Source organism: Mucilaginibacter pankratovii (assembly GCF_014773265.1).
GTDB lineage: Bacteria > Bacteroidota > Bacteroidia > Sphingobacteriales > Sphingobacteriaceae > Mucilaginibacter > Mucilaginibacter pankratovii.
In genome coordinates this window covers 1-12,259 of record NZ_JACWMY010000011.1, presented here as the reverse complement: position 1 = coordinate 12,259, position 12,259 = coordinate 1, and the positions used below count along the sequence as shown (strand labels likewise).

General features: G+C 47.4%; 12 protein-coding genes. 8 read left to right on the top strand and 4 right to left on the bottom strand.

Annotated elements, in window-relative coordinates:
* Nucleotides 1-47 precede the first annotated feature (47 nt).
* A complete protein-coding gene (locus IDJ77_RS19835; RefSeq protein WP_191190730.1) occupies nucleotides 48-1,913 on the bottom strand; it encodes an LTA synthase family protein in 1,866 nt (621 codons plus the stop codon).
* Nucleotides 1,914-2,076: 163 nt separating this feature from the next.
* Complete coding sequence (locus IDJ77_RS19830; RefSeq protein WP_191190729.1) at nucleotides 2,077-2,469, bottom strand: rhodanese-like domain-containing protein; 393 nt, start codon at nucleotides 2,467-2,469, stop codon at nucleotides 2,077-2,079.
* A 122-nt stretch (nucleotides 2,470-2,591) separates the two neighbouring features.
* On the opposite strand from IDJ77_RS19830, the gene IDJ77_RS19825 reads away from it, so the two are divergent.
* Entirely contained in the window at nucleotides 2,592-3,479 is an 888-nt protein-coding gene (locus tag IDJ77_RS19825; RefSeq protein WP_191190728.1) for a LysR family transcriptional regulator, read from the top strand.
* Between the two features lie 2 nt (nucleotides 3,480-3,481).
* Nucleotides 3,482-3,940, top strand: coding sequence for a GNAT family N-acetyltransferase (locus IDJ77_RS19820; RefSeq protein WP_191190727.1), 459 nt, complete (start codon nucleotides 3,482-3,484; stop codon nucleotides 3,938-3,940).
* Nucleotides 3,941-4,078: 138 nt separating this feature from the next.
* On the opposite strand, the gene IDJ77_RS19815 is transcribed toward IDJ77_RS19820, so the two are convergent.
* On the bottom strand, nucleotides 4,079-5,275 hold the full coding sequence (locus IDJ77_RS19815) for an aminotransferase class V-fold PLP-dependent enzyme (protein WP_224751169.1): 1,197 nt from the start codon (nucleotides 5,273-5,275) through the stop codon (nucleotides 4,079-4,081).
* Between the two features lie 85 nt (nucleotides 5,276-5,360).
* Between IDJ77_RS19815 and IDJ77_RS19810 the strand changes: the two genes are divergently transcribed.
* From IDJ77_RS19810 to IDJ77_RS19800, 3 genes are all read left to right on the top strand, one after another.
* Nucleotides 5,361-6,821 carry an aminotransferase-like domain-containing protein gene (locus IDJ77_RS19810; RefSeq protein WP_191190726.1) on the top strand — a complete coding sequence of 487 codons (1,461 nt, stop codon included), beginning with the start codon at nucleotides 5,361-5,363 and terminating at the stop codon, nucleotides 6,819-6,821.
* A gap of 134 nt (nucleotides 6,822-6,955) precedes the next feature.
* Nucleotides 6,956-8,311 carry an NHL repeat-containing protein gene (locus IDJ77_RS19805; RefSeq protein ID WP_191190725.1) on the top strand — a complete coding sequence of 452 codons (1,356 nt, stop codon included), beginning with the start codon at nucleotides 6,956-6,958 and terminating at the stop codon, nucleotides 8,309-8,311.
* Nucleotides 8,312-8,444: 133 nt separating this feature from the next.
* Nucleotides 8,445-8,921 carry a hypothetical protein gene (locus IDJ77_RS19800; RefSeq protein ID WP_191190724.1) on the top strand — a complete coding sequence of 159 codons (477 nt, stop codon included), beginning with the start codon at nucleotides 8,445-8,447 and terminating at the stop codon, nucleotides 8,919-8,921.
* Between the two features lie 16 nt (nucleotides 8,922-8,937).
* Here the strand turns inward: IDJ77_RS19800 and IDJ77_RS19795 are convergent, their stop codons facing one another.
* Complete coding sequence (locus IDJ77_RS19795; RefSeq protein WP_191190723.1) at nucleotides 8,938-9,933, bottom strand: hypothetical protein; 996 nt, start codon at nucleotides 9,931-9,933, stop codon at nucleotides 8,938-8,940.
* A gap of 111 nt (nucleotides 9,934-10,044) precedes the next feature.
* On the opposite strand from IDJ77_RS19795, the gene IDJ77_RS19790 reads away from it, so the two are divergent.
* The 3 genes from IDJ77_RS19790 (at nucleotide 10,045) to IDJ77_RS19780 (ending at nucleotide 12,108) form a co-directional block, all read left to right on the top strand.
* Nucleotides 10,045-10,623, top strand: coding sequence for a TlpA family protein disulfide reductase (locus IDJ77_RS19790; RefSeq protein ID WP_191190722.1), 579 nt, complete (start codon nucleotides 10,045-10,047; stop codon nucleotides 10,621-10,623).
* Nucleotides 10,624-10,725: 102 nt separating this feature from the next.
* A complete protein-coding gene (locus IDJ77_RS19785; RefSeq protein ID WP_191190721.1) occupies nucleotides 10,726-11,103 on the top strand; it encodes a transmembrane 220 family protein in 378 nt (125 codons plus the stop codon).
* A gap of 18 nt (nucleotides 11,104-11,121) precedes the next feature.
* Nucleotides 11,122-12,108, top strand: a complete 987-nt coding sequence (locus IDJ77_RS19780; RefSeq protein WP_191190720.1) for an aldo/keto reductase — start codon at nucleotides 11,122-11,124, stop codon at nucleotides 12,106-12,108.
* Nucleotides 12,109-12,259: the final 151 nt, after the last annotated feature.

Sequence of the window (12,259 nt, the reverse complement as noted above, 5' to 3'; positions counted from 1 at the left end):
TTGGGGAGCGCCGCGCCCCGGGGTGGTTCCCGGGGCTTTTTTTGTTTTTAGAATTTCATATACTCCGTAAACACTTCCTGTAGAAATGCTTTACCCAATAGCAGCGTCTCGTCAGTTTTGGCTTTGGGGGCTTTGGGGTTTTTAACGAAGCTAACCCGCTCGCCTGCATTGTCATACGATACCGCCTGTTGCGGTAAAATAAAACCCATGCCGTTATCCCAGTCGAAAAAGGCAAAGTCCCTGGTATACGGGTTCAGCAGGTTTTTCGACCATTTGAACTCCTTGTGCGGCAGTTCCATCTGTGCCAGCAGGGTGGTGATCATATCGGTTTGGTTGCCCAGCTTACTTATCTTTTTGCCCCGGTATTCGGGTTTTATAGCATCCCCAAAAAACAGCAGGGGGATATGGTATTTGCGCGGATCGTAAGGCTCCGAGTGATTGAGGGGCAGGCGGTGGCCATGGTCGGCCACCAAAATAAACAACGTATTTTTATACCAGGGTTGCTTTTTGGCTTCGTCGAAATACTGCTTCAGGCTGGCATCGGTATAATAAGCCGTGCTGCGGAATTTATTGGGCAGGTCCTCCCCCGGGAAGTGAGCTTTCACCGGCACTTCGAAGGGTTCGTGGTTGCTCAGCGTTTGGATATAGCTAAAAAAGGGTTCGGATTGCTGGTTTAGGTATTTGATGTTGCGTTTCAGTACAACATCATCGTGTGCCCCCCATTTCGAGTTCATTTCGCTGGCGGCAAAGTTCCCTTTCTCAATAATATCGCTGATATGATGGCTCAGTAAATAAGCCTTAAAGTTCATAAAGTCGCTTTCACCGCCGTAAAAGTAGGAAGTATGGTATCTTTTTTCGGCCAGCACATTGCTTACCGCCGGCAGGCGCTCCTGCTTGGAGTTATCGATCACCATGGTGCGCGAAGCCTGTGATGGAAAAGCGCTTAAAATAGCCACGATACCCTTATCGGTACGGTCGCTGGCGGCATAAATACTATCGAATAGTACCCCGTTCTTAATAAAATCCTCAAAATTCGGCGCGTCGCCTTTTTCGCCGCCGAGGGATTCGATCACGTCCGCCGTAAAACTTTCCAATTGGATAATAACCACATTGGGGCGGGTAGTATTGAGGATGCGAATGGTGGTATCTTTTTCTACCGCGTACATGCTATCCACCAGCGCAGTAGCACGGGCCGCAGGCATAAACAGGTAGGGGTTGCTCTGCGTTTTAACGCTTTCGAAGGTGTTTTGCAGCAGGTTCCATTCGGTATTCAGCGCGCCCTGGTTAAGTATGGGTTTATCTGAAAAGTAAACCGAACTTTGGCTGAGAGGCACCAATTGTACCCCGCTGCGCACAATAACAAAGTTGATCCCAAACAGCAGCAGGAAAATAAAAGGCTTGGCGATGGTTGGCACTTTCGGTTTCCTGAAGTTATAATCAATAATAAAATGCGATAAGGTAATACCGATGATCAGGAGCACAGCGCCTATGGATAAACTGATACCTATAGGAGAAGAGCCGGTAGAGGCCATAGCTTCCGAAGGGGAATTATACACGTTGGCAAATACCCTGAAGTTCACCTTGGTTCCCCACTCGCGGAAAATATTGAAATTGAGGATAGTGATAAAGCAAATAAGGAAGAGCATAAAGTACACATAACCCCGCAGCCAAATAGGTTTGATGTGGTATTTGGTGAACCAATTAACTCCAAAAATAAGCAGGGGGATAAGCGCGATGTACCCGGCGGCGGATGCATCCATGCGGGAGCCGTACCAAAACGTTTGCAAAATTTGGTATGTGGTGCTGCCGGTAAACTTTTCGTGAAAGTAAACCTCGAACACCGCACGCGTGATGATGGCAAATACGATCCAGAAGATAAGGAATCGGCAAAAACTAAAAATGCTTTTTAACATCGGGCCTCAAAAATAGGTATTTAAAGCGGATGTTAAAAAGCCGTTAAGTTAAAGGCGTGTCAAATCAAAGTTTCCGGTTGTTCGCGTTCGGCAAGGAGCGCGAACAGCCCGAACAAGCCCGAACAATGTTTAAACATTTAAATTCGCCTACCTGCTGATGCCGTTAGCAGGCGCACTGAATGGCCAGACCCGCGCTGGCTTGGGTACCCTCGGTTTCGTAGCCGTCGAACTTCCACCACTCTATGCCGCCTATAAGCTCCTTTACGTTAAAACCAAGTTTTGCCAGGTGTAACGCGCCCCGGGTTGAGGCATTGCAGCCTATGCCATCGCAATAAGTGATGTACAGTTTTGTTTTGTCGAAGCTTGCAGTGGTTTCGGCGCTCGTATCGCGGTGCGGCAGGTTAATGGCACCAGGGATACGCTCCCGCTCGTAGGCGAAGTTTTTCCGCGCATCAATTACAACAACCTGTTCGTTGGCTTCAAGGGCGGCAAACAGGTCGGATGGGTCCATTTCGTAAGCTAATTTGTTTTGATAGTGATCGATCGCTGTGTTCATTTTTTTGTGTTTTGATGATCCAAAAGTAGGGCGGGACCGCTATGGATTTGTATGAGAATTGGCGCAAGTGCATATGAAGAATCCACATAAGAATTAGCCTTGCAAACCAGTAACTTTACGGGATGGATGTAAGGCATTTAAAACTGATAAAAACCATTGCCGATGAAAAAGGCATCAACAAATCGTTGCATAAATTATTCCTTACGCAGTCTGCAGTGAGCCACCAGTTAAGGGATATTGAAGAGCGCATTGGCGTGAAAATATTCTATCGCACAAAAAATCAATGGATCCTTACGGATGAAGGCAAAATACTGTATGATACCGCCACCCGGGTTTTAGAGGAGATAGAACTGGCCAATACCAAACTAAACGATCTACGGATGGGCCACGTTGGCGATATCCGCATCAGTACAGAATGCTACACCAGTTACCATTGGCTGCCCGCCTTTATGGTAAAAATGAAACTGCTTTACCCAAAGCTTAACGTAAAAATTGTGATGGAGGCAACGCATAAACCATTGCAAAAGCTGCTTAATAACGACCTGGATGTAGGCATCACATCCGACCCATTGAATGATAAAAGCATCAGGTATATCGAGCTGTTTAAAGATGAAGTGATGGCCGTTGTACCCGCCGGGCACGTTTTAAGCGGTAAAAAACACCTCCAGGCAGATGACTTTGCCAACGAGGTATTGATCATCCACTCTTACCCGCTGGAAACCGTTACCGTGTACCAGCATTTTTTAAAGGAACAGAAAGTACAGCCAAAGGAGATAATGGCTATCCCTTTAACCGAGGTGGCGCTGGAAATGGTGAAAGCCGGTATGGGTATCATGACGATGCCCATTTGGGCGCTTAAACCGTTTGCGGCATCGGATGCGGTTAGCCTGGTAAGGATAGGCACTAAAGGACTCACCCGCACCCATTACGCCGCCATCCGTCATGAAGACAGCCACAAAAAACACATCCTTGAGTTTATAGATAATTTAAAACAGGAACTGATAAAATAGCTATGGATTATAAAATACGGCAAGCGGAAATTGGCGATCTAAGCGAATTAATGTTGATGATAGCGGCGCATGCCGAATACGAGAAAGCTGGTTTTACCCCCGATGGTAAAGCGGAGCGACTGGCCGCCGCACTGTTTGAAACAGGCCGGCTGCACGGTTTGGTTGTTGAGCAAGAGGGCGGCGAACTTATCGGCTACGCTACTTACACATTTGATTACTCTACCTGGGATGCCGCTGAATTTATGTACCTCGATTGCCTGTTCCTGAAAGAAAAAGCCCGCGGGCAAAAAATAGGGGAGCAGATCATCAACCTCCTCAAAGAGATTGGCACGGCGCGCGGCTGTATCAACATACAATGGCAAACGCCCGATTTTAATGCACCTGCCATCCGTTTCTACAAACGAAACCAGGCTAAAGGGTTAAATAAGGTAAGGTTTACTTTAAACCTATTTTACCCATGAGTCGTCCCGACGGGCAATGTCATTAAGTTGAGAAAAACAGATTTTTTTAATATCGAATAATGAATTTCGAACGCCCAACGCCGAAGTTTTTATTTCATTATTCGATATTGGACATTCGGTGTTCGACATTAAACTCTCTTAATCTCTGATAGCTTTCAAAGCCTCACACAACACCCCAATCTCTTCCTCCGTATTATAATAATGCGCCGATGCCCTCACAATGCTTACCAAATGGTTCTTATTCATATAAATGAGGGTGGAGATGGCTTTGGCAACCGATACATTAATGCCCTGCTCCGCCAGCTTGCTTTTTACCACAGCACTTTCTATCCCTGCGACAGAAAAAGTTACTATCCCGCATTGCTCCGCGCCAAAATCGTGCACGGTTACGTCATCAATAGCGCTTAACTGAGTACGCATTAAACCGGCGAGGTATTGTACCCGCTGCCAGATCCTGTCGACGCCAATGTTCAGGGCATACTCTATAGCTTTGCCCAGCCCAAGCGTTAACGCCCGGTTCTTTTCGTAAAGTTCAAAACGGCGGGCATCATTGCGGATCTTAAATTCCGTTTCGCTCACCCAATCGGCTGCAAAGCTGTCCATCAGTATCAGCTTCAGCTTATCCTGTACCTCCTTCCGCACAAACAAAAAGCCCGTGCCACGTGGGGCACGCAGGTATTTGCGGCCGGTAACCGAGAGCATATCGCAGCCAATTTCCTTTACATCTACAGGCACCTGTCCGGCGCTTTGGCAGGCATCTACCAGGTATAAAATGCCATGCTTGCGGGCTATCTTCCCAATTTCTACTATAGGCATCATACCGCCTGCTGTAGAAGGGATCTGCGTAATGGCAATCAGTTTTGTTTGTGCCGAGATCAGTTCCTCCAATCCCTGCATTGAAAAATTCCCCTGCTCATCGTTCGGTACCACTTTAAAAACAACACCATGGTTCTTTTGGGCGTTCAGGAAACCCATCAGGTTAGTTACGTACTCCATTTCGGAGGTAATGATCTCATCGCCTGGTTTAAAATCGATGCCGTTAAATACCAATCCCCAACCCACACTGGCGTTTTCTACAATGGCCACCTCGTCTCGGTCGGCATTGATCAGCCGGGCGATCAGGTCGTAGGTCTGCTCTAATTGCACTTGATATTTAGCCTCTGTTTCATACCCTCCGTTGGTAGCTTCTTCCTTCAGGTAATCTATCACGGTATCGGGCACCACATCGGGGGGTAAGGATGCGCCGGCATTATTGAAGTGGATAAGCCCGGCAACGCCCCTGGTTTCCGTGCGATATTGTTGTATTTCCTGTTCGTTTAAAGGTGTTATTTCCATTGCCATCAATTATGCTACAAAGTAAAGTGATACCGGTTTGGTAAAACAGATGCAGATTTGTTAATTTTGAGCATAACAGATTATAATGAAACTGACTGCCACTACCCCTGATGATGATTTTTTGTACGAGAAAATTGCCGCCCGTTTCGAAAGCCAGATAAAAAAGGGCCTGCTGAAACCGGGCGATAAGCTATTGTCAGTCCGTGCGCTGAGCCGCGAGCAGGGCATCAGCATCAGTACGGCTTATAAAGCCTATGTAGAACTGGAAAACATGGGCATGATAGAGGCGCGCCCAAAATCGGGCTATTATGTAAAGTTCTCGCCGTCGAGGTTCAGCAATTCTCCTGATATTAAACCGCCGCTGAAAAACACAGGGCAGGTGAGCGTTACCGACATGATAGCCATGGTGTACCAGAACATGCCCGGGGAAAGTGTTTTAAAATTGTCTCGTGCGGCGCCGCCATTAAACCTTATCCCGCTGGCCAAACTAAACCGTTCCATGATCGAGGCCATCCGCAAAAGCCCGAGCGGAAACAGCAATTACGAAACCCTGCAGGGTAATATCGCTTTGCGCAAACAAATTGCCAAAAATGCCTTTAACTGGGGCGGCAATATTACCGAGGAGGATGTGGTTACCACACAGGGTTGTATGGAAGCGCTGATATTTTGCCTCCGCGCGGTTACCAAACCCGGCGACACGGTGGCAATTGAAAGCCCTACTTATTTCGGCATTTTTAATGTGATGCTCAGTCTCGATCTGAAAGTGCTGGAGATCCCGGTAGCGCCCGAAACCGGGTTGGATCTTGAATATTTGGAGCAGGCCATGAATACGGTGGAAATAAAAGCCTGCCTGTTTGTTACCAATTTTAGCAACCCCGTGGGCAGTTGTATGCCCGATGAGCGGAAGCGCCAATTGGTGAGTTTGATCACAAAAAAGCAGATCCCGCTGATTGAGGATGATATTTATGGCGAGATCTACTTTGGCAAAACCCGCCCGCATACCTGCAAAAGCTTTGATACCGAAGGCTGGGTGATGCTGTGCTCATCGGTATCTAAATCGCTGGCACCGGGGTACCGGGTGGGCTGGTGCATCCCCGGCAGGTTTAAAGAGCAGGTTGTTAATATTAAAATGATGCACACCATCAGCTCGGCTACGCCAACCCAGGCAGCTATAGCTTTGTTTTTTGAGGCAGGCCGCTACGATCTGCATATGCGTAACCTGCGCCGGGCTTTATACACGCAATGTCTGCGTTATATGCAGGGTATTGCCGAACATTTTCCGCCGGATACCAAAATAAGCCGGCCACAGGGCGGCTATGCTTTATGGATAGAACTGGATAAAAGCATCAACGCGTTTGAATTGTACCAGGCGGCCATGCAACACAATATCAGCATTGCGCCTGGGCAGATATTTAGTACCGATGCCCGTTTCACCAACTTTATCCGCATCAGTTTCGGGATGCCTTACGATGATGTGGTAGATAACAGTTTTAAGGTTTTGGGGCAACTGGTTAGGGCTTCGGTATTGAAACCTGGTAATTGTTAAGGTTCACCCCGGCAATTCCCGTCCGTTTAGTTACTGTTCATCGGTACAAAATACGGGTTTACCGATTCCTCATCGGCCATTGTTGCATAATGCCTTTTATTTACGTCTTACGATAAAAAGCCACTACCCCCGTAATGAAAAAACCTTCTACTCTTCGCAATTTTCTTTTAGTTATACTGATAGCCGCGCTTAGTTCATGCTTTAAAAGCAGCGATAGCGATGTTACCCCGCCCGAACTGGTTACCACCCCCGTTATAGTGAATGCAGCAGGCACCGCAGCCTTAAGCGGCGGCTTTTTAACCAGCGGCAGCGCTACAGCCTATGGCGTTTGTTACAGTACCAGTAATCCACAGCCTACCTTAAGTGATCTCAACACTTCCGAAACGGTGAACTACTCAACCTTCAGCAGCAGTATTACGGCGCTTACGCCAAATACCACTTATTATTTAAGGGCGTATGCCACTTACGCGGGCAATACCGCCTATGGTAACGCAATACAATTTGCCACCGGGGCAGATCTGTCCGCCACATCCGGCACGGTGAGCACTTTTGCCGGCAGCGTAGCAGGCGGCTTTGTAGATGGCACGGGCACGGCGGCACTATTTGGTAACCCTATGGGAATTGCCACCGATGCCGCAGGTAATATTTATGTAGCCGATTCTTTCAACTCCGCTATCCGCAAAATAACTACCGATGGTAAAGTAACTACCTTAGCGGGCAACGGCAATTTGGGCCTGGTAAATGGTACCGCTGAAGTGGCGCAATTCTATTCGCCATCTGCCTTAGCGGTAGATCTATCGGGGAATGTTTATGTGGCCGACCGTGGCAACAACGTCATCAGGAAAATAACCCCTGCCGGCGTGGTAACAACGCTTGCCGGTAACGGCGAGGCCGGTTATACCGATGGTACAGGCGCTGCGGCCTATTTTAATACCCCAACAGGCATAGCCGTTGATGCTGCAGGCAACGTGTATGTTGCCGATAATGGCAATAACATAATCCGTAAAATTACCGCTGCCGGCGTTGTAACTACCATTGCGGGGAGCCGTACGGTGGGTTATGCAAATGGTGTGGGTATTTTATCCAATTTTAATAAGCCAACCGGCATAGCGCTGGATGCCACAGGCAATATATACGTTACCGAACCGCTTAACCATGCCATCAGAAAAATAAACGCGGATATGCTGGTGACCACCTTTACAGGCAGCCCTTCCGGTGGTACCGTAGCCTCGGCATGGCTGGGTGCCCCGAATGCCTTAAGCATAGATGCAAGCGGAAACTTTTGGATAAGCGATGCCAACGGACGGATATTAAAAATAGATACCGCAAACAAAATGACTGTTGTGGCCGGCACATCAGGTACAACAGGTGCCACAAATGGTGTAGGTACCGCCGCCTTGTTTAACAACCCAACAGGTATAGCCGCGGGCACAGGTGGCCACGTTTACGTTGCCGATTTTGGCAACAACCTTATCCGCCAGGTAAATTAAGTAGCATAAAGAAACCCTAAGCGGCCTGCCCGATACGTTACCCCGTATCAGGCAGGCCGCTTACTTTTTAATATTACCCCCTTGTTCTATCATCTGTTTTAATAGCTATATTGGGCTATTAAACGCAAGCCCCATGACTGAATTTGAAGAATCTTTACAAATTGAAAAACCCGCGCGCGATGTAATATCCGTAGATGAAAAAATTTACACCGTAAAACAGATCCAGGTTGCCACATTTCTTGGAGGGCCCCTGGTGGCCGGTTACCTTATTGCAAATAATTTCAGGGCCTTTAACGAGTACGATAAGGCAAAAAAAGCCTGGCTAATTGCAATAGCTGCTACGGTGGCCGTGTTTGCCCTCATATTCGTCATCCCGGAATCGGTTAAGATACCGAATATAGCATTCCCGCTGATCTACTCCTGGGCCACCTATATCCTGGTAACCAAGTACCAGGCCCAGCAAATGAAGGAGCATATTAGGGCAGGCGGGCAAAGCTATAACTGGGGCCGCGCTATTGTGGTGGCGCTTATTGGCGTTGCTGTTACGGTGGTGTTGTTGGTTATCGGCGTTTTTGGGTTTCAGTTGTTTTTTCCTTCAGAGAATTATTAGCTGCTTCCGGTATAAATTACCACAACTTATCCACCATATCGTACCGGGCCTGGTAATTTTCGCTTGTTGGCTGCTGGTTGTATGCCAGGTAATAAATATACCGGTTGTTTTTATCTATCCCCGGCATCAGTTTGCCAAGTGCCTTGCGGATCAGCAGGTTTTCGGCTTTAATAGCGGCGGTATCTTTCAGTTTTACTTTTGTAACATAGGTTATCTGCGGGAAGCTGCCTTCGCGCGTGGTTTTATTATTAATGCTGACGATGTATGGCCGGCTGAGCAGGTCGTCTACAGGGGTTGGGAATTTATAAGCCTTATTAGCATCCGCAGTTACTTTATTGTAAAAGCGGTACACTTCGGGTTCATTATCATACACCCAAATTTCATTTGGCCTTAAGCTGATGATAGCCAGGTTGATATTATTTAAGGCATCTATCAGCTGGCCTTTGCTGTACTGTTCTTTAGCTATCTCGAAGAGCTCTTGGGCGTTTTTGCCATTAAATCCGTAAGGCTGCATATCCATAAAGCAGATCTTCCAGCCGTAGCTGTACTTGGCGTAGCCTACTGTTACTACCTGTTTATTGGGTACCTCCTTTTTTGCCTGTATAAAATGCATAAAATACATCTCCTGCGCCACCGCGGGATAAATAAGGCTATAAGCGTTTGCATTTTTTAAGTTCGATTTGATGGTATCCTTACCCAGGTATTTGTTTACCACGTAATATTCGTCCAGGCGCTTAAACGTATCAATAACCAGGGCATGGCCTATGTTTCTCATGCGCGCATCGTTATTGGCATCACCGATAAGCTCTTTAGAAAGCAGGCTCCCCAGTGCCTCCGTATCACCTTTTTTGATAAGGTGAAATGCCTTTTCGTTCAGCTCGTGCATATCCTCGCGCCGGCCCTCCTTTATCTCGTCGTTTTTCCAATAGCCGGGTTTGCTGCAGCCTAATAAAAATATGGCTATAAAAGCCACAACAAAGCAGCCGTGTAAATTAGGGGTTACGCGTATCATGCTGCTAATGTAAATAAAGAGGCGCAATACAATAAGGAAAAATTAAATAAAGCGTGCGCCTTTGCATGGCTCCGCTTTCTGCCCTATCTTAGGCGCCTATCATACCACAGCATGCGCAAATTATTCACTAAAGGCAACCTCATTAATGGGGTAATTATTGTAGCCCTGCTGGTTATTGTTTTTGTGCCACCCGCAAAGGCTTTACTGATACGGGGACTAATGGGCATCGGCCTTTTTAAAGCGGATGTTACACAGCAGGCACCAGCCGTACCCGTAGTTGTCGATATTGCTTTTCAGAATGCAGCGGGGCAAACCATCCGCCTCAGCCAGTTAAAAGGCAAGGTGGTATTCCTTAACTTTTGGGCCACCTGGTGCCCACCCTGCCGTGCCGAAATGCCGTCCATCAACGCCCTCCATCAAAAGCTGAAAGACGATAGCAACCTGGTTTTCATCATGGTGGATGCAGATAGCCAGCTTGCAAATGCCGCGCAGTTTATGGCGAAGTATGCTTATGACCTGCCCTTATACCAGGTAATAAGCGATGTGCCGCAAAGCGTTTATAGCGGCAGCTTACCAACAACGGTGATATTTAATAAAGCCGGGGAACTGGTGTTTAAGCACGATGGCATGGCCAACTATGATAGCGGCGAGGTGGAAGAGTTTTTGATGAAACTCGCTTCGGCAAAATAATAATAGTAAACGCTAATCTCGCTAATAGAAATTACCCAACATCGTTTGTGATAATTTGATTTAATTCGTGAAATTCGTGTCAATCAATTTAGCCCCTTTATCATGAAAGTTTTCAATCTCATTTTCGTTTTCATATTCATCGTTTTTGCGGCCCTGCAATACAACGACCCCGACCCTTACATCTGGGTGCCTATTTATTTGTATAGTGCCGCGCTGTGTTACCTGGCAGCGCAAAAGAAATTTTATCCCAAAGCGTATTTAATAGGCGTTATTGTTTATGGCCTGTACGCTGCATACCTGTTTTTTGATAAAACCGGCGTTATCGACTGGATTACCGAGCACCACCACGAAAGCATGGTACAAACCATGAAAGCCGAAAAACCCTGGATAGAAGAAAGCCGCGAGTTTTTCGGGCTGGTGATACTCATCGTAGTGATAGCTATTAACTGGGCATATATGAAGCGGGTGCAGAAAAAATAAAATTTAAACACACCTACCATGAAATACAGAACTTTAGGCAATACAGATATTAAACTATCGGCAACGGGGCTGGGCTGCATGGGCATGAGCCATGCCTACGGTGAGCCCGACGATGCGGAATCCATAGCAACCTTAAACCTGGCGCTCGACCTCGGCATCAACTTTTGGGATACCGCCGATGTTTATGGCAACGGCCAAAACGAAAAGCTCATCTCGCAAGTGTTAAAACCCAACCGCGATAAAATATTCCTGGCTACCAAGTTTGGCTTCAGGGCCACACCGGATGGTAAGCTGAGTACTTTTGATGGTTCGCCCGCCTACATGAAAACAGCGGTGGAAGCCAGCCTTAAGCGCCTGCAAACCGATGTGATAGACCTTTACTACGCCCACCGCATAGACCCGAACGTGCCCGTGGAAGAAATGGTTGGCGCCATGGCCGACCTGGTGAAGGAAGGTAAGGTGAAATACATCGGCCTATCAGAGGCATCGGCAAACAGTATCCGCCGTGCGCATGCCGTGCATCCCATATCTGCCCTGCAAAGCGAATATTCATTACTTACCCGCGATGTGGAGGCGGAGATACTGCCGCTTTGTAAAGAGCTGGGGATCTCCTTTGTGCCTTTTAGTCCGCTTGCACGGGGCCTCATCACCAATACCTTAAACGTGGCCGACCTGAAAGAAGGCGATTTCCGCAAATCATTACCGCGTTACCAGGAGGGCCATGCCGGAAATAACCAAAGCCTTGCACAGGGCTTCGCCGATATTGCCGAAGGCATAGGCTGCTTGCCGGCGCAATTAGCCATTGCCTGGGTACTGGCGCAGGGCGATAATATTATCCCTATCCCCGGCACCAAAAAACGCAAATATTTGCAGGAGAACGCGGGCAGCGTAGAGGTAGAATTATCGGCACAAAACTTAGCCGATATAGAAGACCTGCTAAAGAAATACCCTGATACCGGCGCGAGGTATAACGAGGGGTATTTTAAGTTTGTGGACCGTAATTAGTGAATGGTTGCCGGGTGAATCGTTTTCTTCAGAACGTCATTGCTGTAAAGGTTAGATAATTCGGTAACAGATTAGCTTTACGTAACAAAGCTAAAAAGTTATGCGCATCAACACGAATGACCTAACACTGAAACGTAATTATTTGCAGACG

Coding starts and splice junctions, on each gene's coding strand:
- IDJ77_RS19835 (WP_191190730.1), bottom strand. CDS start 1,913: ATGTTAAAAAGCATTTTTAGTTTTTGCCGATTCCTTATCTTCTGGATC.
- IDJ77_RS19830 (WP_191190729.1), bottom strand. CDS start 2,469: ATGAACACAGCGATCGATCACTATCAAAACAAATTAGCTTACGAAATG.
- IDJ77_RS19825 (WP_191190728.1), top strand. CDS start 2,592: ATGGATGTAAGGCATTTAAAACTGATAAAAACCATTGCCGATGAAAAA.
- IDJ77_RS19820 (WP_191190727.1), top strand. CDS start 3,482: ATGGATTATAAAATACGGCAAGCGGAAATTGGCGATCTAAGCGAATTA.
- IDJ77_RS19810 (WP_191190726.1), top strand. CDS start 5,361: ATGAAACTGACTGCCACTACCCCTGATGATGATTTTTTGTACGAGAAA.
- IDJ77_RS19790 (WP_191190722.1), top strand. CDS start 10,045: ATGCGCAAATTATTCACTAAAGGCAACCTCATTAATGGGGTAATTATT.
- IDJ77_RS19815 (WP_224751169.1), bottom strand. CDS start 5,275: ATGGAAATAACACCTTTAAACGAACAGGAAATACAACAATATCGCACG.
- IDJ77_RS19795 (WP_191190723.1), bottom strand. CDS start 9,933: ATGATACGCGTAACCCCTAATTTACACGGCTGCTTTGTTGTGGCTTTT.
- IDJ77_RS19785 (WP_191190721.1), top strand. CDS start 10,726: ATGAAAGTTTTCAATCTCATTTTCGTTTTCATATTCATCGTTTTTGCG.
- IDJ77_RS19800 (WP_191190724.1), top strand. CDS start 8,445: ATGACTGAATTTGAAGAATCTTTACAAATTGAAAAACCCGCGCGCGAT.
- IDJ77_RS19780 (WP_191190720.1), top strand. CDS start 11,122: ATGAAATACAGAACTTTAGGCAATACAGATATTAAACTATCGGCAACG.
- IDJ77_RS19805 (WP_191190725.1), top strand. CDS start 6,956: ATGAAAAAACCTTCTACTCTTCGCAATTTTCTTTTAGTTATACTGATA.